This is a genomic window from Candidatus Nomurabacteria bacterium, from assembly GCA_020632395.1.
In the GTDB taxonomy this organism is placed as follows: Bacteria; Patescibacteriota; Dojkabacteria; order SC72; family JAHDCA01; genus JACKFQ01.
Map to the genome: position 1 here is coordinate 13,315 of JACKFQ010000006.1, position 19,278 is coordinate 32,592.

Below are 19,278 nucleotides of genomic sequence, written 5' to 3' on the forward strand. Positions count from 1 at the left end.
TTATCAGATGGAGAAAGTTATGATAATTTGAGCCAATTAATGATATGAAAGTGTCGATCTCGAAGTCCGTATTACAAAAATTCCCCAATATCGTAGAAGGGATAGTGGTAGCTCATGGGGTGAATGTGGAAACCTCACACAGCAGGAGCATAAACGAACTTTTGAGAAAAAGTGAGAAGGATCTGATATCAAAATACAAAGGGAAGGGGATCGAAGATGTTGCATCTATCAAGGTTTGGGACGAGATATATAAGAGTGTAGGTGAAGATTCGGAGATGTCGAAAAAAGATAAGCAAAAGATGTTACCTTCTCACAAGAACCTTGCACTCCGTGTATTGGGAGGTGACAAGATACCAAACGTCAATCCGCTTGTGAATTATTATAATGCTCTATCACTGAAATACTTATTGCCATTTGGTGCAGAAGATCTGTCAGGTTATTTCGGAGATCTGCAGTTAGATGTCGCTGATGGAAGTGAGTTATTTTTAGAGATCAATGGAAAGAAGGTAGGAAGGGCTTCGAAAGGAGAAATTGTATGGAAAGATTCTCATTCTGTATCCTGTAGGATGTGGGCATGGCGACAGTCAGAACGCACAAAGATCACTAGGACTACCGTAGATCTTATCGTCATAATCGACTATGTAGATGATGGGGGAGAGATAAATATGCTCGGACAGCAGTCAATCGATGAGATTGCCAACGGTCTAGAATCACTGTTTGGTGCTAAGATTGAGAGGTATATCTTAGATCAACGATGTCCTGTAGTAGAAGTTCCGTTTAAGAGCAGATCTATGTCAGAACTTACTGGTACTGTAGAGCAGAACCTAGCATCGCTTGTAGTCAGTAAGATTCAGGGAACAAAGGGAATTCGAAAAAGGAAGCCTGAATCTTTGAGATTTGAAGCTACAGATAGTCTACTTAGGGATCTCGATCTAGCATTGAGACCGTATCTTCCGAAAGATATCGGAGATATAGGTTTAGCATACTCTCAGGACGGGTTTCTCGGAGATGTCTCTTCATCTGTTGCATTTCGTTATTCTAAGATATTGAAAGATTCACCACGAAATACAGCTGAAATGATCGTAAAGAACATGGTTGATCAGAGAGAGAAGGAAGACTTTGAAAAAGCACCATTTAGCATTGTGACTGCAGCAGAAAATGGATTTATCAACATCAGGATCTCTCCAGAGTTCATTTCAAAAAAATTAGAAACAGTATTAGAAAACCTTGATATCTTTGGTAGATCAAATGTTGGTGGTGGGAAGCTTATGCTAGTCGAAAGTCCTGGTTGGAATCCGAATAAAACCCCCCATGTCGGGCATTTATTGAATATCCTTCTGGGGAAGGCACTGATCCGACTTTTTCAGCATGTTGGCTTGGAGGCCGAGAATGACGATATCATCAATGATAAGGGATTGCCTGTAATGCAAACGTTGTGGGCTTATCAAAAGTTTGCTGATGGAGCTACTCCTGAATCTACAGGTGATAAGCCAGATCACTTCGTTTATAGATACTATGTTTTAGGAAAGAACAAATATAATGAGGATCCTGAGGTTCAAAAAGCAGTGCGTGATTTTCTTGTCAGGTGGGAAAAAGGTGATAAGGAGATACGAATGCTTTGGGAAAGGTTGGTGAACTGGTCATATACTGGACAACGACAAACAATTAAGCGAATTTGGGAGGAGCCGGGTTACGCTTGGTATGAAAGTGATGTTTACAAAGGTGGTAAGGAGATAATCACTGAACATCTAGGAGAAGGGGTGTTAGAAAAGCTAGATGATGGAGCTGTTATTGCACGAATCGAGCAGGAGTATGGTCTACCTGATACTATAGTACTGAAATCAGATGGTACAGGCCTTTATCATACGCAAGACATGGGTTTGCTTGTAAGGAAAAAGGAGAAGTTCGACCCATGGAAGATAATCTACGTAGTAGGAGAGGAACAGGTAGCACATTTTCAAAGGCTTTTTGCAATTTTGGATGCGCTTAACATCATGCCGATGGATGATCTGTATCATTTCGCTTACTCTGTAGTGGTCGGTAAGGATGGAAAGAAACTGAGTTCGCGTGATGGATTAGATCTTTCTGCTGATGACCTTATGGATCAGATGAAAGATGAAGCTGCTACTGTATTACGATCTCGCTCGAGTGATATACCTGATAAGGTACTTGATGAAATATCAGATGCTGTAGCTATTGGTGCTCTCAAATACTCGCTACTCTCTAGAGATCCTTTCAAGCAGATGAAGTTTGATGTTGAGGAATCACTTTCTTTCACGGGTAAAAGTGGCCCATATATTATGTATGCATACACACGCGCAAAGAATATTCAAAAGAAGGTAGGGCAGGTTGGAGAGGAGAGGGTAGTCACACCCGATGTTTTTGAGAAGGTATATACTGATGATGTTCGCAATCTTGTAGTACGTCTGCTGAAGTATCCCGAAGTGATCATTCAATCCTCTAATAATTACTCGCCGGGTATACTTGCTGAGTATCTGTTTGATCTTGCCAAGAGCTTCAATAACTTCTACGAAAGTGTGAGGGTTGTAGATGCAACACCAGAAGACCAGAGAATACTTCTTGATGTTGTTAAGTTATCGATGCATGTATTAAAGGATGGTCTGCAAATATTGGGTATAAAGACTTTGGATGAGATGTGATCTTTTAGCGAACCTTTTCTGTGACGATATTTTTTCTGGTAAAGATATTGGTCTGGTAATGATGTCAGCATTGTATACAGCCTAGCCTGATACAAATCCTGACTTTCAAAATTCACGGAAAGAAATTGAATAAAAGTGCTGTTATGTTATAATTTGCCACCCACTATGAAGCAGCTCCTACTGTGGAGTGGTAAGGGAATCCGGAATAAGTGAATCTTGCTCTGGTTAACCTTAGGCTAGTCCTAGTCGTAAGAATGGGCAGACTGTAAGCCAAAATAATCGATAAGAGCTGACAGTTGGTAAGGCGAAGATAGTGATATCTTTGTAAAAGCAAAGTGGTACCGCATTTCCTTAATGCCTTTGCATACATTTAGCAGATCATGTTAATTGTATGTGAGGGCATTATTTTTTTCTAATTAAATATGAAGTATTCAAAACTATTCGGAAAAACTGTCAAAATAGCTCCTAGGAGCGCTACTATGACATCCCACAAACTCTTATATCAGGGTGGTTTCATTAGAGAGAGTGTAGCGGGTAGATACTTTATGCTTCCATTAGGGATGAGGGTTCAAGATAAAGTTACACGCATAATTGAGGAGGAAATGGATAGTGGTGGGGCTCAAAAGATGATCACTCCAGTTCTACACCCCCTTGCTCTGTGGCAGGAAACGAACCGTACAAATACAACGGGTTTTGAGTTGATCAAGGTGACCGATCGTAGAGGTGATGAATTTGTTCTTGGGGGGACGGGTGAAGAAATGTTCACAGATGTTGTGAGAAATTACCATCTTTCATATAAAGATCTTCCAATTAACGTATATCAGTTCAGTTCCAAGTTTAGAGATGAGATCAGGGTTCGTGGAGGTTTATTAAGAGTTCGTGAATTCTTAATGAAGGATGCATATTCATTTCACACTGATGAGGAGGATTTTATCAAAGAGTATGAAAAGATCGGTCAGACGTACGAACGGATCTTTAAGAGAATGGGATTGGTAGCAATAAGTGTTCTAGCAGATAATGGATATATTGGTGGAGAATACTGTCATGAGTATGTTGTAGATTCGGAGATAGGTGAGAGCAAGTATCTGTTTAATGCGGATAGGTCATATATTGCTCATGAGGATGTTGCAGAATTCACTAGAGAAGATATCAATCTGGATGAAGAGATGAAAGAGTTTGAGATAATTGAGCAACCGGAATGGGTAAAGACTATGGAAGATAACGAGAAGCATTATGGATTACCAAAAGCTCGATTCCTTAAAAATGTTGTATATCGACATCGCATAACTGGGGAGATAATCATCGCTACTATCAGAGGAGATCTTGAAGTTAATAAAAATAAGTTGGAGCATGTCCTTGATGCTGTAGGGCAGTTAGAAGATGCAACCGATGAGGATCTAGCAAAGATAGGGACTAAAAGTGGCTATGTTCACTGTTGGGGGCATGAAGGAGCCCGATATATCGGAGATATTTCCCTTACAACTGTACGAAACTTCATTGGAGGGCAGAAAGAAGAGACTACAGACAGTATAAATGTGAATTATGGTAGAGATTTTGAATGTGAGATCTTGGCAGATATTGCTTTAGCGAAAGCAGGATATCTCGATAAGGACGGCAAGTCAGCTCTTGAGGAGAATAGAGGCATCGAAGTTGGAAACATCTTCCAATTAGGATATCACTATTCTTCAAAAATGTCGGCATACTATATTGATTCAACAGGTGCAAATAAGGAGTATTATATGGGTTGTTATGGTATAGGTGTGGGTAGAACTATCGCTTCGATAGTCGAGTTGCATAATGATGATAAAGGTATCATATGGCCAATAACTGTAAGCCCATATCATGTACATCTCGTTGAGCTTGGTCAGGATGAAGAGATCTCTCAAGCAGCTGAAAAGCTGTACACAGCACTTTGGGATGCAGGTGTAGAAGTTCTTTGGGACGATCGAAAGGATGTTTCAGCAGGAGTGATATTGAATGATGCAGATCTTATCGGTATTCCCATAAGATTGTTGATAAGTTCTCGTTCTATGGAGCAAGGGAGTGTTGAGCTGAAATATCGTGAAAGTGGTGATACAATTATGATTGAGTATGATACTGCAGTTGACCTGATCAAACAGAAGATCAAGGACCTTGAGTATCAGGTGTTCGAAAGTGCCTAAATCACGGAATTGATCTTGTGTAGGGTTTTATGATATGCGATGGTTGTTGTTGACGGTTTTGGTGTTGTTGGTGGTTTTGGTGTTGGTGTGTATTGCTCGGATGAGATCTTATCGCATATATGATGTGTCTGTGAATTATGATTGATTACATGACGATCATCAAAAAATATATTAGTGAAGAGGAACAGCTTTACGATATATATATGTCACATGTTGAGCGTGTTGCTGACCGCGCTGTAGTTATCGCCCAGAGAATAGGATTATCGAGATTGGAGCAGGAGTTTATCTATGATGCAGGTATGTTACATGATATTGGTGTCGTAGAGGTGTATGCTCCGGACATTGGATGTAATGGTGGATTGCCATATATTCAACACCTTATAGTAGGGAAGCGGATATTGGATGAAGAGGGAATGCCTCATCATGGTAATGTCGCATTAAGGCACTGTTCTCCGAAATTCACTATGGATAATATCAAGCGCAGAAAGATCCCACTTCCTGAAGGGAATTATTTGCCACAGAATATATACGAAATAATTATTTCATATGCCGATCTTTTTTACACGAAAAATCCTTGTTATCAAGGTAAGTGCAGATGTTTGGAGGAGGTACTACCAATGGTTGACAGATATGAGAAGGGTTCTTCGGATGAAGTATACGAATATGCTCTTGAGTTTGGCGAACTCTTTCTACCCGAGCTGTAGATATTATCAGTCCATATCTGGATAGATGTATATTTAAGAGAAACCGTATAGAGAGTATATTATCGATGGGGTTACTTGTTAGAGGTTTTTTCGTATAATACTGCGTTTTGCTGAAAGATAGATGAAGCAGTATAATATTTTATTCTAATTCAAAGATACAAGGTTTATATTGTTGATAATATCGTATAAATATAGGGTCTATGAACTACAAAGTATTTAGTAAAAATTATGAAAATTCATTAAGAAAAGAATATCAAGGAAGAAATAGCGAATATTCTTTTGGTACACGTGCAATAGAAGGTGGTCCTAGTCATGTAGCGATCATTTGCGATGGTAATCGTAGATGGGCAAATGAAAATGGTGTATCAGTGGAGGAAGGACATGCTGTAGGGGCAGAGAATGTCATGAGATTAGTAGAGAGAGCTGGAGAACTTGGCATAAAAACCCTCACGGTTTGGGTAATGGACACCAAAAATTTCAAGAAACGAAGTAAATCTGAAATAAGGAATCTGATCAAGCTGTTTCTGTTTTACGCCATGAGGTTCAAACGAGAGTATCTTTCAGAAGATATCCGATTTCGACATCTTGGAGCTCGTGAGTTACTACCAAAAAGACTTCAAAAGATCATTCGTGAGTTGGAACAGGAAACTGCTCACAAACAACAGGCAACACTCAATGTAGCTTTCAATTATGGAGGACGAGATGAATTAGTGCGAATGGTCAAGAAGATAGTTGAGGATGGTGTCGATCCTGCGGATATTGATGTCGAACTCTTATCTAACTACTTGGACACGAAAGGTCAGACTGATCCGGATATGATAATTCGTACCGGAAAGGATCAGAGGCTGAGTGGCTTTATGCCATGGCAGTCTGAACCATCCGAGCTGTTTTTCCCAAATTACTACTTCCCTGAGTTTACTCCGGACCGTTTCGAGGAGGTGGTAAAGGAGTTCCCAAGCCGAAATCGAAGGTTTGGAGCATAATGCTTGAACAGTAGTTTCATTGGAAATATTTTGTGTTTCACACCCCTGCTGTGGTCGTGTTTGTTCTCCCAAGAATAGATCATAGAACTTAGATGTCCATTGCCCCATCGACTCTTCGATTCTTCCATATTTCCATATACCGATACTTTAGTACACCGATACTCTGGTGATCTGGTGATTTGGTCCTTTGGTATTCTGATACACCGGTACTCCGATACGGATTTGATGGTTAAACCCTAAGTTGATTTGGGGTTATTTTGGAAATCGGGATAACAGATAATTCCTCCAAGGAATTTTAAAAGTAACAAAAATTCTATCAGCAATCTCTTTACGCATATTTATGCATATTCCATAATTACGAAGAATAAAAAAATTAGCTAGATCTCTATGTAACTATGATAAGATGGATAGATGAATTTAGTCTGAAAAATAAATGAACTCACCATATGAGAATGCTGTTGAGCAGTTGGAACTCGTAAGAGAATTACTGAATATTCCTGATGAAATATACAAAAGGCTCAAGACACCTGATCGAGTCATAGAGAAGCGAATAAAGGTCTTGATGGATGATGGCCGGACAGAGGAATTCGAAGCATTTCGATCACAGCACAACAATTCGAGGGGTCCATACAAAGGTGGGATCCGATTTCATAAGGATGTATCGAGAGAAGAGGTTATGGCATTATCTATGTGGATGACCTGGAAGTGTGCAATGCTTGACCTTCCACTTGGTGGAGGAAAAGGCGGTGTTAAAGTAGAAGTTGTGAATTTATCAGTCGCTGAACTCGAGCGCTTAAGTAGGGCATATGCTGCTGAGTTTAAGGAATATTTTGGAAGTGAGATCGATATCCCAGCTCCAGATGTAAATACGGATGGAAGGGTAATGGCTTGGATGCTTGATGAGATCGAAAAGATCAAAGGGATAAAAGATCCGGGGATGTTTACAGGAAAGCCTCTTGAGTTGGGAGGTTCGCTTGGGAGGATCGAGGCAACGGGTTTTGGCGGTTTTATTGTACTAGACTCGTATCTCAAAGGTATTGGAGATTTTCATGAGGGTATGAGTGTAGCCGTACAGGGCTTTGGGAATGTTGGTTATTGGTTTGCACAGAAAGCCTATGAAGCCGGATATAAAATTGTAGCGTTAAGCGATTCCAAAGGTGCAATATACTCGAGTTCAGGATTTGATCCTGCGCAAGTATTAGCGTACAAGAATGAAAAAGGTAGTATGAAAGGTTATTTTGAGGATGGGGTCAAAGTTGTAGAGATGAGTAATGAGGATCTACTAGGTCTTGACGTAGATATACTTGCACCAGCGGCATTAGAGAACTCAATCACTATCCAAAATTACAACAATATTAAAGTTTCATACATACTTGAACTTGCAAACGGTCCTACAACACCTGATGCTGAGGAAAGGCTGTTAGAGAAGGGTGTAAAGATCGTACCTGACGTTATTGCAAACGCTGGTGGAGTGACGGTTAGTTATTTCGAGTGGGTACAGAATCGCACTGATGAGATATGGTCGTTGGATAGGGTGAATGAAATGCTTGTGAAACAGATGAAAAATGCAGTTCAGCAATTGATAGATGTCGTTCGTGATATGGGTCTTGACCTGAGGAAAGCAACCTATCTTCTTGCTGTGAAGAAAGTTGTCGAGGCTATAGAGAATGGTGGGGGTATTGCAAAAGAATTTTGAGGAAGGTTCTTTTTAGCACCCTCTTATTGGGTTCTGTAACAATTTGCAAGCTTTCTGCAAGGTTTAAGATTTAAGATATGTATAATTTAATTTTCACAAAATTTAATATGGAAGAGATACAATATCTTAAATGGGTGAAGTACGTAGAATCTCTTGAAGATTCTGAATTAGCTATTGTAATTAAGAAGATCTTGGTGGATGCTACCAGGTGGGCTTAGTAAGGAATATATAACACAAAGAAGAGCCTTTTTAGCTGTTAAGTATGTTTTAGATGTTTTAATTATCTGTAGTTTAATTGCTGCAGTAATACTGATAGTTAGAGGTATGCAAGTTGATGTTCCTCCTCGTGATCATGTTTTCCGATTAGTTTTTACAACAGGTTTTCTGGTTTTAGCTGTTCTTGCTCGAACGAAAGTACGAACATGGTATTCTCAAATTTGGACAATCATTAGTTTTTTAACAGTATCTTTTTCGCTTTCTCTACTGATTCTTTTAGGCTCAGATGTGGCAATTGCCTATGTAACTTTCGTTATAGTAATTTATGGGACTTGCATTGTAGGTAGTTGGAAGACTGCAGAGCAAATTACTAAGATAATAGTAATTTCTGTCGTCATAATCGCAATATCACAATATTATTTTGGATATCCATTTTCTCTATTACTTAACACCCTAATGCTCTGCATTTTTCTTTGGATCAATTTTCGGATCGCAAAGCTTGGGTTTTCAGAAATAGAGTATTCATATGATAAGGCGATCTCGTATGCAGTAGAGTTGGAAATGTTGAATAAAGACCTTGAGAAAAGGGTATATGAACGCACCCAGCAGTTGCATGAGGACTTTGAAAAAAGGATTGAGATATATGAGAGGGAAGCCGAGATCGGATATATAACCAAGGCATTAATTCATGATATTAGGACTCCGCTATCAAGTATTTCCTTAACGATAAACATGATAGAGGAGAATAACAAGTCCCATATGATAGATCTTGAGCGTTCATTTGAGCAATTGAATAGTATTATCGACGAAACAGAGGAGCTGATGATCGGTAATCCAAGTAGGTCTGATTTTGACGTAGTTGAAACTATCAGGTCTGCTGTAGATCTGATAAAGAATCAATTGGATCGTTCTATGATCGATATCTCATTAGACTTGGATAGGATCTCTACTGTGAAGTTGTATGGTCAGCGATCTATATTTCTTCGGATAATTTTGAATCTATTAGTCAATAGTCTAGAAGAGCTAAGGTCTAATGTGAATAGCAAGCGTCTTATAGAAGTAGGTGGGTCGGTTGAGGATGGTTCGTTACTGATAAGTGTGAAGGATAATGGCCGTGGTTTAGAGCCTGACGAGATTAAGACACTGTTTTTCAAGGATTATAGTAATAAGCATAGTGGGAAGCATTTCGGATTAGGTTTAAATTTTGTGAAAAAAGCTATGATAGACGAATTTAATGGCAAGGCACAAGTAGAAAGTAAAAAAGATAAGTACACTCTTGTTCGATTAATTTTTCAAATCGAGGATCATAAATATGATATCTAAGAAAAAAACATATAACTCATACCTCATAGACCATCTCAGAGATAGCAAAGAATTTGTTTACAGCGGGGATAGGACAGAACTTGTATCACAGGTTACAGTTGTTCTGCCGGAGAAGATCGTGAGTTCTTTACCGGAAAAATATCGGTTACTACATAATTCATTTCTGACATCAAAGGATCACGATAGACTATATTTACTAAATTATATATTAGCTGAACATTATGGTATTGATATAACATCGTCAAAGTTCCTTGAACGAATGCATAATTTGGTGAGGAATTATCTTTTTCTAACAATCATGGATAAAGTGAAGGATGGAGAGATCTCACCTGAAGACGGAAAAACGATTATCCCGAAAGAGATAGAAGATCCCAGCATCAGGACACATTTGGCAGAGACATTTTTCGATGATGACATAAATACCCGTAACCTTTATCTTGATATGCTGTATAAGCGATACAGGGCGTATGGAGAGTATGTTTCACAGACTATGAGGCTGTGCTATATGTTGAGAAGAAAAGAAAGAACTTTTCATAGCTCAGATTCCCAAAGTGATCATGAGAAGTGCGGTCACGAGAGCAGTGAGCATGAGAACCGCTATCAGGAGAATAGCCATTCTGACAACCGACATTCTGACAACCGACATTTTGACAACAGCTACCATGATAACTGTGGTTATGAAAAACCAGTGAAGATTGATCTTGCCGGAATTTCGACTGCTTCCACTATTTGGCTAATTCTACAACAACTATCAGATGATCTAACGGATTGGGAAGAGGATGAGAGTAGCGGTTCGGGAGTTTGGTGCGGAATTGAAAAGAAGGAGCGAACTAAACGAAGTTTGCTGATGAGATTACCGGAATTGATCGGTGAGATCCGGACTATTGCTGGGATGACGGCACATTTGAGGTTCAATGACCTCGCTGTTCAGGACCTCTACTTCTGGCTAATAGAGAAGGAGAGTGTTTTCGCCCACAAGTTGAATTTAGGAACTTTGATTGCTGAATAGTTTTGGGTTTAACCTGTAGCCTTTTGAATGGACTGTCTGTATGAGATCAGAAGATCTAAATACATCTCTCAACTTTTTTCGTAAACGAGAGATTGTAGATTCAATGTTAGTCGGATCCTTTAATATTTCATCTTTATTTAACTGATCGGATAAATAGGATTTGTTTACAGGTACAAGACCCTTACTAAACAGGATCTCGATGACCTTAAGTTCGCTTTTTGTGAGATGAGCCGACTTCCTTCTGTTTTCGTGGTAGATCATTCTTTCTTCTGGAACCAGTGTATACCCTCCGACGCAGTAACGTTCAGTTGACCTATACTCTAATGTAGAGCGTATCTGATGTAGGAGTAGTCTTGGATTTATCGGCTTTCTGTGGAACAGGTTAGAACCGTGTTTGTAGCTCTCAAGTTCATATGTATCTGCTGCATAACTTGTGATAATTATTATAGGAGTTGTATTATTCTCAACCCTGAAATTCTTAAGGATCTGAAACCCATCGATCTTAGGTAATCCTATATCAAGCAGGATCAGATCATATGATATATCGACCATCTTCTTCCAAGCAATTTCACCATCCGATGCACGATCGACTTCGTATTCATATTTGTGTAGGTATTGTGTCAAGACATCTGACAGAACAGCATCATCTTCAACAAGTAGTATCTGGCTCATTCACAGATCAGAACAACCTTATTACAATTAGATTAATATATCAGCAAGTTCTGGTAAAGAGCTTGCAATTTCAAAAGTTGTTAAGATAAAGGGCTTACTGACGATATTTATGCGACCTATAAGGAGAAGTTGTGACACGATATATTCTATAAGATGAGAAATATTTGCATCTAATATATCGAAGTTGGGTTTGCTCGGTTATACTGTATGAGAAATCGTTGAGATCAAGAGATCTGCGTATTTGGACGGAAGTTCAGGATCTTGGATATCCATCATCTTGTAATTGCTCAACTGCTCAATTGCTCAACTTTGATCTTTCATTGAATTAGATAACATAAGTAGACTCGTGATCGAAGATCAGTATTCAGTAGGTAATTCAGTAGATAGTTCAGTAGGTAGTTCAGTAGGTAGTTCAGTAGGTAGGGTCTGAGACATCCAGAGTAGCCAATCGCGAAGAAGGCGATTGTAACAAACAAGGCGACTGTAACAAACAAGGTGATTGTAACAAACAAGGCGACTGTAACAAACAAGGTGACTGTAACCAACAAGGCGACTTTAACAAATAAGGTGACTGTAACAAACAAGGCGACTGTAACAAACAAGGTGACTGTAACAAACAAGGCGACTGTAACAAACAAGGCTACAGTTAGGATTCGTTAATATTACTTTAATATTAAGACTGCTCAAAGTGCATAAGGTATTCTTTTATTCAATAATTGGGGTGGCAATATATTCGTTGATGGTCTCAATGATGTTCAGCGAATTCACCTCCTCTTCAAGATTTTCCAATACAGCAACAAAAAGCTTGGGGGAGGGATATATTTCATCTGTCAATGGGTATGAAACACCCGAATTCCTCGGTTTAACAACTGAACAAACAGTTTCTTTTAACTCAAAAGATATCGCTTTGGATCCGGGCGTTACATCAACGATTAACCTTCGTTATGAAGGAGAGATCATCTCAATAGATGATGGTTTGATAAATATCATGATAGGGAATAAGGATACTCCCCTAGAGGCCTTGAATTATCTACGATCTGTAGGCGTTGAGGGTGTGAAGGATATTATTACACCGTTATTTAATGAACTTGGGCATGATGCATTATTAGAACAAGCAAATGTCGAGGGGATAAAACAGGAGGAATTCGCAAGCTATAAGTATTATGCGAATGACTACGGACCCGACATAACCTCAGTAGCAAATGAAATATATGTAAATCTATTGGGGAGGTTAGCAGCAAATACAGGTAATCTTGATTTCATATCAGTTAAATCAAAGTATCATCCGGGAACAAATGGGAAATTCACCAACAAGAAATATCTTGAATTAGATCATTCGGCCCAAGTGATCTATGCATGGGAGGATGGTGAATTGTATAGATCTTGGTACGCCTCAGGATTCTATGATGAATACGCAGTTTTTGGAGTTTTTGATCTGAAGAACAAATCAAAGAATGCATGGTCGCCAATCGCAGAGAAGTGGATGCCGTATTGGATGGCGTTCTACTACGATGGAAAGCAACAGGCATGGTTTGGCTTACACGAATTAGTTTACTGGTATGATGATGAAGGAAATTACATAGAAGAAAGTAGTGATAGTATAGGTAATAAGAAAAGTGGCGGATGTGTACGATTGGATAGGGGGGAGATGAAGGAATTATATGATTGGGCAGAGGTTGGGATGTATTTCTTGATCCATGAATAGAACAGTTCTACCAATTTTAACCTACTTGATAAATTTCTAACCCTACGATCAGCGAAACCTGCAACAAACTAAACCTGCAACAAACGAAATCTACTACAAACCAACACTGCAACAAACTCGACAAACTAAGCCCTGCGTCTACTGAACACTACGACTAAAGAAACCTGCGACAAACCAACACTACGACTAAAGAAACCTGCGACAAACCAGCACTACGACTAAAGAAACTTGCGACAAATCAGCACTACGAGCAAAGAAAACCGCAACAAACTAACACTACGAAAAACTAAACCTCCGACCAATGAAAACACAGAATCGAAGCACCCTCATCCAATATATAATCAATTCATAGAAGAGTTCCCTAGTAAGAATTCGGTGCTGTGTAAAGACCTATAAGGCTGATGCCTATAGGGTCGACCTGCAAATTCAATTCAGAATCAGATAAATATTGTTGCTATACCGGCGTTGTGTTAGAATTCATAGATTTATAAATAAGATGATATAACTGATCTGTTTCATAGAGAAGTTTTTATGCACCCGTAGCTCAATTGGAAGAGCAACGCACTCCTAACGCGTAGGTTGCTGGTTCGATCCCGGCCGGGTGCGCCACTATGTTATCTCCCATAATCCTTACAAGTGACTGTGATTGTCAGATAGTACGAAGAGGAATTTGAGTTCTTACCCCACCCAATATATATAAGCTACTAACCATCTACCACTATCTACCGCGTATCGCCTACCTCCAACCATCTAACGCCTAACGCCTATCGTCTAACCCCCATCGTCTAAAGTCTAACGCCTAACGCCTAACGCCTAACGCCTAACGCCTAAGGTGTCTACCTCCAACTATAAGTTAGCGGGATAGAGTTGCGCGAAATATCTTGTTTGGCGTCGAATCCAGGTCTAGCAAGAAAATATGATCTCCTGAGGTATCTTTGACAAAGAAGTTCATGTCAGCATCCAGTAGATCGAACATGTTCTCTCCATCAATCTCTATAGAATACAAGCGATCCTCTGTTGTAAAAAATATCTGTCGTGAAGAATTTTGCCATTGCAACATGGAATTTCTAACCTTTGGAGCTACTGTTTCTATTGTACTGTCGGCATCACTTACATCAGTTCCATTGTTCGAGCTTTCATCTCCCTCATTATCGTTTGGAGTGATAGTATCCGGGGAATTCTTTATACTATCAGACATTGTTATATCGCTTAGAACCAAGTGATTTCCCAGAATAGTTGTGTGGTCAGCCTCTTCCTTGTCGAAAATGTATACATGGATATGTTCATCATGTGTAAATAGGAACTTTTCTGAATCAGGAGAGATACCGTAATAAACACCTGGAGTACTGTTTACCAACGTATACATATTTGTCGTCATATCGTACATATACATCGCAAATTCCGTATTTATGATTATCTTTTCAACATTATCCTCAACCCAGAACTGGGTAATTTCACCTGCAAACTGTGATGTTGCAGGCGAATTTGAGAAAACTCTAGGCTCAGTGTAATTCAGCAAGGTCTCCTCATCCGGTAAAAATTCATTCGAATCTTGGTAGTAGATCCGGTCCACAAGAACAGAAGGTGAAGATCCTGTTAAAGCTGTTTCCATGATCTTCATATATTTATTACCATCCTCATCAACCTCAGAATCAATATAGTAGAAGTTACCATCGGGAGTAGTACTCCAAACTAATTCATCAGCAAGTTTCTTTAATAAATATTTCCTATTGTTCGCGATCTCAACGCTAACGATCTCTGTATCAGATTCGAGCAATAAAAATTGGTTGTCAGCAGACCAACTCATTTCATATTGAGGTAAGAATCCATTCAGATCTAGAGTTCGAGCCAGATCATTTTGGACACTAGTGTCGATCAGAAGTACCTCTGTTTCAGGAACAGTTGGTTCTGGAGCAGCAGTTTCTCCTCCGACCACTTCTGATATTGGAGCAGAACTTACGGTTAATACAGCGTATTCTCCATTTGGACTTGGTAAGAGATCGAATTGCTCTACCCCTGTTAGATCTTTCTCGTAGATCAATTTCGGATTTTGTGAAGTACCCCAAAAACTTGGATTCGTCTCGTATCTCCAGATACGATAGGTTTGTAATCCTTCTGGGGTAGCGGTCGGTTGGGGTTGCGGGTCGGATGATGGTACGGCGGTTGTTTCACCCTCGGGATTAGATTGGATGATCTCTGGTGCTCCTGGGATATCTTTACGAGTCACGATGAATATATAGTCAGTACGATCAGGATGAAGAAGGTCAACTATCTGATTATCGAGTTTAAAGACATCTTCAAGCTGTGGTTCTAATAGAAAAAGATGAGGATAGATAGGTGTAGATTTTTCTGCTATCACTTTTACATTCTTTGACCATGGTGTATAACCATCTTTCGTGATAGATATTGAATATGTGCCTTCTTTTAGCGAATTGATAGATTTGGGTGTTTTACCAACCTCTTTTCCATCGATTTGGATCGTTGTTCTATATGGATCGCTCTCAATATTTAACACTCCTGTGCGATCAATAACTCCCATATCCTGATCAAACCTATATCCTCTGGCATATAATACTACCACTATAGTACCAGCTATGATAAAGAGGGTCGCCAGAATGGTAGAGGCTATACTCAAGAGTTTCTTATGCTTCTTATCCATAACAGAAAATACCATAAAAACGGTTTTTGTGGAATGGATCTCTTATCCTGTCGGATAATATGGGATATAAGATATATGAGATTACATTATAAATTTCTTAAATAAAATGAACCAATGCTCAATAGTAAGAGATTGCCTTTTAGATCACTTACCGACGAACTTAGATGAGTTGATCGGGCTATGTGGACATGGAGGAGCTATATGGACATATATGGGCTACGTGGACATGGACGGGCTGTGTGGACACGGAGGAGCTATGTGGACATATACGGACTATGTGGACATGGAGTAGCTATATGGATCGCGCTGACCGGAGAGAGTCTAATAAACCATCAAGAGTTCACCTAAATGATGTTCTGATAACACGCCACATTTTCAGAAAAGAACGCGAAATGCTATAATAAATTTGTAAATACATTGATCGGGAGAATGGGCCCGGGAGTAGCGAACTGAAAACGCTGTCCCTGATCACTGGACCGAGTGACAGGAAGGCAGATCGTGAGTAGGAAAGCCGTCAGAGCAACGTAATATGCTTGTGCTGATGTTGTACCTGTACTGCTTTAGAGGCTATCGCATGTACAGCAGTTCAAAGTCAGTTATTAAGGTCTCGGTAGTGATACTGAGGTGAATAAGGGGTGGCACCACGTCATGATGGTTTTATAGTTCAATTCATGTACGTCCCCGGGGATGAATTTCTGTCAGAAGATATATTGCTGACGGGGATTTGTTCGCGGGGATTTTTGTTTTATTTATTAATAATATTGTTATGAAAAAGCGTGTATTGACGGGTGATCGTGCCACAGGCTCATCGTATGTGATAGGGGCTTATATAGGTACGCTCAAAAACCGACTCGAGCTACAGGACGAATATGACACATTCATATTTTCTGCAGATTATCATTCATTGACCACAGATCTGGATGATTCCAAAAAGCTAGCCAAGAATGCCATTGAACTGGTCAAGACCCAGATAAGCATAGGAATAGACCCAGAGAAGGTCACTTTCTATCGACAGAGTAAGGTTCCTGCGACATTTGAATTACATGTCATACTCTCGATGATGACGCAGATGGCAGAATTAGAACGACAGCCCGCCCTAAAGGAGAAATTAGCACAAGGCAAGAAACTTACCTACGGCTTGATGGGTTATCCAGTGCTTATGGCAGCAGATATCCTCGTAGTTGATTCGGATCTCGTGCCAGTAGCAAAGGATCAGGAGGCGCATGTTGAGATGGCTAGCGATCTTGCAAAGATCTTTAATAGGAAGTTTGGGAAGACGATAAAGGTGCCTGCTGGGTTGATTGGTGAGGTTGTTATAGGGCTTGATGGGAAGGGGAAATCAGGCAAATCAACAGGTGGCATATTCTTCTCTGATTCGACAGAAGAGGTTAGGAAGAAGGTGATGAGCATGTATACAGATCCAAATAGGATAAAGGCCACTGATCCGGGTACTGTCGATGATAATCCGGTGTTTATTTATCATGATTATTTCAATCCGAATGTAGAAGAGGTGAATGATCTGAAGGAGAGATATACTAAGGGTACAGTAGGGGATGTTGAGGTTAAAGAAAAGCTCTTTAGAGCAGTTGAGGCATTTTTAGAGCCAATTCGAGAGAAAAAGAGCGAAATTGATGCACTTGGTGATGATCACATCCTGGATATCCTAAAAAAGGGTGAAGATAAAGTAAATCCCGTGGCAGAAGCGGTATTAGACCGTGTGAGAGGTGCAATGGGATTTTGAGTTAACTTTTAGTAATAATTCTTAAAAGTCTGTGCTTATAGAAATAGTATATCACCCGATAGTATAGATCATCCCATATCGTTCTCGATCAAACCTCTGAGGTAATCTGCTGTAGTTCTACCCTCTAGTCGTGCTTGTTTAGAAATGTAGGTGAGTTGGGATGGAGATAGGAAGAAGTTGAAGCGTTCTGAGAAGCCCTCTCTATCTACCTTAGATATGAATCTACCGATCACGTCATCAATATTATATCTATTGTATCTAGCCCCGTGAAAGTAGGGGTTTTTTATCCTTTTGCTGTAGTCCTCATTTACGGAGAGACAAAGCACATGCTTTTTTGCCTGTATTGCCAGTGTAGCCTCATGTCCTAATTGGAAATCCTCTCGACTGACCTCGATCACAGTAGCATCGCACATCATTATCCCCCTTTTAATAGAGGCATAATGTATGGAATTCTTATCCCGTAGTCTATCTCGCTCTCGTTTGCTCAACACTTGTGTATAGCCTCCTAGCTCTGGTGAGATCATATCGACGCCTGTCTTGAGGATAGACTCGCGAACCATATCGTACTCTTTCTGGTACTGTGCCTTGCCATAGAAGGAGGCAGTATAGAAGATCTTGATACTCATATGCGTATGTATAAAGATTATCAGATTAGTAATATATGCTTATACTCACTTAAGTATGTGTATAAGATAATTGAGTATACCAAAATGAGGCCAAACAAGTTAGGGGTTCATATTAAATGTAAAGACCTAGAAAGATCCAAGGAGTTTTATGAGGCATTTGGGTTCAGTCCGATCTTTGCATACGGCTCAGATAAGCACCGAGCTGGATTCAAAGATATAACCACAGCCCCAGAGAAGTACGATGGCATTGTTTATGAAGTAGAGGGAGCCTTACTGGAAATTGCAAACGGGCATATAGCAGTTAAGCCTGGAGTATTTTGCGAAACAGTAGAAAGCTCAAAAATATCACTTATGATAGATGTAGAGTCAGTAGAAGATGTCAAGAAAGTGGCTCAGGTTAAAGATTATCAGATAGCTGCAGACATACGAGAGTTTTACTGGGGTACGAGAGAGATCGTTTTGCGAGATCCTGATGGTGTTATCGTGGTGTTTCGAGAAAAGATCGTTTAAACGGAACTAGGCGTTGCCAGCCTATAAGGAGAGTGACATCTGGTTTTGCCTTTAGGCTGGTTGATAGATATATTTTAGAGGTACAAAGTAGGCAAACTGTTGTATCATCCTCGCCAAATAGTTCTCAAAAGAGTTTTTTCTCGGTGGAGATTTTGATATCCCTCAGCTATCATATCGGTGATCAGCTTGGAAAGCTCCTTTTGTAGTGATACACCATACTGATAATCTTCTTTTAACATTATCTCTTCGATGCGAGGGTTGAACTCATTCCCATGCTCGAAAAGAGGCAACATACCGTTGCTGACAAGAATTATCACATCACCTGGAATTAGCTCTACAGAACCTATTTGCCAGTATAAAGAGGCATCCTCCTGACCATTGAATGAACCCCAACCGATAAGATCTCCATTCACGTCTTGTGCATCAGGAGAATTCCTAAGTTGTTTGCACCAGACATCTTCAAATTGTAGTGTGGGTGAGGATTCGACAAGCTGATCAGCAAATTTCTTTGCTTTCATAATGTGATGATCCATCTTTACTACATCCTCTAGTTTGTCTCCTCTTAATACATTCACATAGCAATCCTCCAGAATACCGTAATGAAGGACATTT

Annotated in this window: 14 protein-coding genes and 1 tRNA gene; 11 read left to right on the forward strand and 4 right to left on the reverse strand. The window is 39.8% G+C overall.

What is annotated here, in order from left to right:
- The first annotated feature begins 44 nt into the window (after positions 1 to 44).
- The 7 genes from argS (at position 45) to H6763_03915 (ending at position 10,753) form a co-directional block, all read left to right on the forward strand.
- Positions 45 to 2,660 carry an arginine--tRNA ligase gene (gene argS / locus H6763_03885; GenBank protein ID MCB9803942.1) on the forward strand — a complete coding sequence of 872 codons (2,616 nt, stop codon included), beginning with the start codon at positions 45 to 47 and terminating at the stop codon, positions 2,658 to 2,660.
- A gap of 422 nt (positions 2,661 to 3,082) precedes the next feature.
- Positions 3,083 to 4,822, forward strand: a complete 1,740-nt coding sequence (locus H6763_03890) for a proline--tRNA ligase (GenBank protein ID MCB9803943.1) — start codon at positions 3,083 to 3,085, stop codon at positions 4,820 to 4,822.
- Positions 4,823 to 4,971: 149 nt separating this feature from the next.
- Complete coding sequence (locus tag H6763_03895; GenBank protein MCB9803944.1) at positions 4,972 to 5,526, forward strand: phosphohydrolase; 555 nt, start codon at positions 4,972 to 4,974, stop codon at positions 5,524 to 5,526.
- Positions 5,527 to 5,726: 200 nt separating this feature from the next.
- Positions 5,727 to 6,509, forward strand: a complete 783-nt coding sequence (uppS, locus tag H6763_03900) for a di-trans,poly-cis-decaprenylcistransferase (GenBank protein ID MCB9803945.1) — start codon at positions 5,727 to 5,729, stop codon at positions 6,507 to 6,509.
- A 433-nt stretch (positions 6,510 to 6,942) separates the two neighbouring features.
- The gene (locus H6763_03905) at positions 6,943 to 8,205 is read left to right on the forward strand and encodes a Glu/Leu/Phe/Val dehydrogenase (GenBank protein ID MCB9803946.1); all 1,263 of its coding nucleotides are present in this window, start codon (positions 6,943 to 6,945) and stop codon (positions 8,203 to 8,205) included.
- Between the two features lie 198 nt (positions 8,206 to 8,403).
- Positions 8,404 to 9,744 (forward strand): HAMP domain-containing histidine kinase, encoded by a 1,341-nt coding sequence (locus H6763_03910; protein ID MCB9803947.1) that lies wholly within the window; start codon positions 8,404 to 8,406, stop codon positions 9,742 to 9,744.
- Positions 9,734 to 10,753, forward strand: coding sequence for a hypothetical protein (locus H6763_03915; GenBank protein ID MCB9803948.1), 1,020 nt, complete (start codon positions 9,734 to 9,736; stop codon positions 10,751 to 10,753). The genes H6763_03910 and H6763_03915 overlap by 11 nt, the downstream gene beginning before the upstream one ends.
- On the opposite strand, the gene H6763_03920 is transcribed toward H6763_03915, so the two are convergent.
- A complete protein-coding gene (locus H6763_03920) occupies positions 10,730 to 11,425 on the reverse strand; it encodes a response regulator transcription factor (GenBank protein ID MCB9803949.1) in 696 nt (231 codons plus the stop codon). The two genes, H6763_03915 and H6763_03920, sit on opposite strands and share 24 nt — an antisense overlap.
- 721 nt (positions 11,426 to 12,146) lie before the next feature.
- Between H6763_03920 and H6763_03925 the strand changes: the two genes are divergently transcribed.
- Both H6763_03925 and H6763_03930 read left to right on the forward strand, forming a co-directional pair.
- Positions 12,147 to 13,130: a L,D-transpeptidase gene (locus H6763_03925; protein ID MCB9803950.1), complete on the forward strand. Its 984-nt coding sequence runs from the start codon at positions 12,147 to 12,149 to the stop codon at positions 13,128 to 13,130.
- 533 nt (positions 13,131 to 13,663) lie between these two features.
- Positions 13,664 to 13,739 (forward strand) — tRNA-Arg (locus tag H6763_03930).
- A gap of 244 nt (positions 13,740 to 13,983) precedes the next feature.
- Here H6763_03930 and H6763_03935 read toward each other — a convergent pair.
- Entirely contained in the window at positions 13,984 to 15,789 is a 1,806-nt protein-coding gene (locus H6763_03935) for a PEGA domain-containing protein (GenBank protein ID MCB9803951.1), read from the reverse strand.
- Positions 15,790 to 16,555: 766 nt separating this feature from the next.
- Here H6763_03935 and trpS point away from each other — a divergent pair.
- Complete coding sequence (gene trpS, locus H6763_03940) at positions 16,556 to 17,530, forward strand: tryptophan--tRNA ligase (protein ID MCB9803952.1); 975 nt, start codon at positions 16,556 to 16,558, stop codon at positions 17,528 to 17,530.
- A gap of 68 nt (positions 17,531 to 17,598) precedes the next feature.
- Here the strand turns inward: trpS and H6763_03945 are convergent, their stop codons facing one another.
- Complete coding sequence (locus H6763_03945; GenBank protein MCB9803953.1) at positions 17,599 to 18,156, reverse strand: hypothetical protein; 558 nt, start codon at positions 18,154 to 18,156, stop codon at positions 17,599 to 17,601.
- A gap of 84 nt (positions 18,157 to 18,240) precedes the next feature.
- Here H6763_03945 and H6763_03950 point away from each other — a divergent pair, with 84 nt between their 5' ends.
- Positions 18,241 to 18,666: a VOC family protein gene (locus H6763_03950; protein ID MCB9803954.1), complete on the forward strand. Its 426-nt coding sequence runs from the start codon at positions 18,241 to 18,243 to the stop codon at positions 18,664 to 18,666.
- 104 nt (positions 18,667 to 18,770) lie between these two features.
- On the opposite strand, the gene H6763_03955 is transcribed toward H6763_03950, so the two are convergent.
- A partial coding sequence (locus H6763_03955) for a hypothetical protein (protein ID MCB9803955.1) occupies positions 18,771 to 19,278 on the reverse strand: 508 nt, incomplete at its 5' end.

What these genes read in the sequence shown, in the direction of transcription:
- argS (MCB9803942.1), top strand. Translation starts at nt 45, where the DNA reads ATGAAAGTGTCGATCTCGAAGTCCGTATTACAAAAATTCCCCAATATC.
- H6763_03890 (MCB9803943.1), top strand. Translation starts at nt 3,083, where the DNA reads ATGAAGTATTCAAAACTATTCGGAAAAACTGTCAAAATAGCTCCTAGG.
- H6763_03895 (MCB9803944.1), top strand. Translation starts at nt 4,972, where the DNA reads ATGACGATCATCAAAAAATATATTAGTGAAGAGGAACAGCTTTACGAT.
- uppS (MCB9803945.1), top strand. Translation starts at nt 5,727, where the DNA reads ATGAACTACAAAGTATTTAGTAAAAATTATGAAAATTCATTAAGAAAA.
- H6763_03905 (MCB9803946.1), top strand. Translation starts at nt 6,943, where the DNA reads ATGAACTCACCATATGAGAATGCTGTTGAGCAGTTGGAACTCGTAAGA.
- H6763_03910 (MCB9803947.1), top strand. Translation starts at nt 8,404, where the DNA reads ATGCTACCAGGTGGGCTTAGTAAGGAATATATAACACAAAGAAGAGCC.
- H6763_03915 (MCB9803948.1), top strand. Translation starts at nt 9,734, where the DNA reads ATGATATCTAAGAAAAAAACATATAACTCATACCTCATAGACCATCTC.
- H6763_03920 (MCB9803949.1), bottom strand. Translation starts at nt 11,425, where the DNA reads ATGAGCCAGATACTACTTGTTGAAGATGATGCTGTTCTGTCAGATGTC.
- H6763_03935 (MCB9803951.1), bottom strand. Translation starts at nt 15,789, where the DNA reads ATGGATAAGAAGCATAAGAAACTCTTGAGTATAGCCTCTACCATTCTG.
- trpS (MCB9803952.1), top strand. Translation starts at nt 16,556, where the DNA reads ATGAAAAAGCGTGTATTGACGGGTGATCGTGCCACAGGCTCATCGTAT.
- H6763_03945 (MCB9803953.1), bottom strand. Translation starts at nt 18,156, where the DNA reads ATGAGTATCAAGATCTTCTATACTGCCTCCTTCTATGGCAAGGCACAG.
- H6763_03950 (MCB9803954.1), top strand. Translation starts at nt 18,241, where the DNA reads ATGAGGCCAAACAAGTTAGGGGTTCATATTAAATGTAAAGACCTAGAA.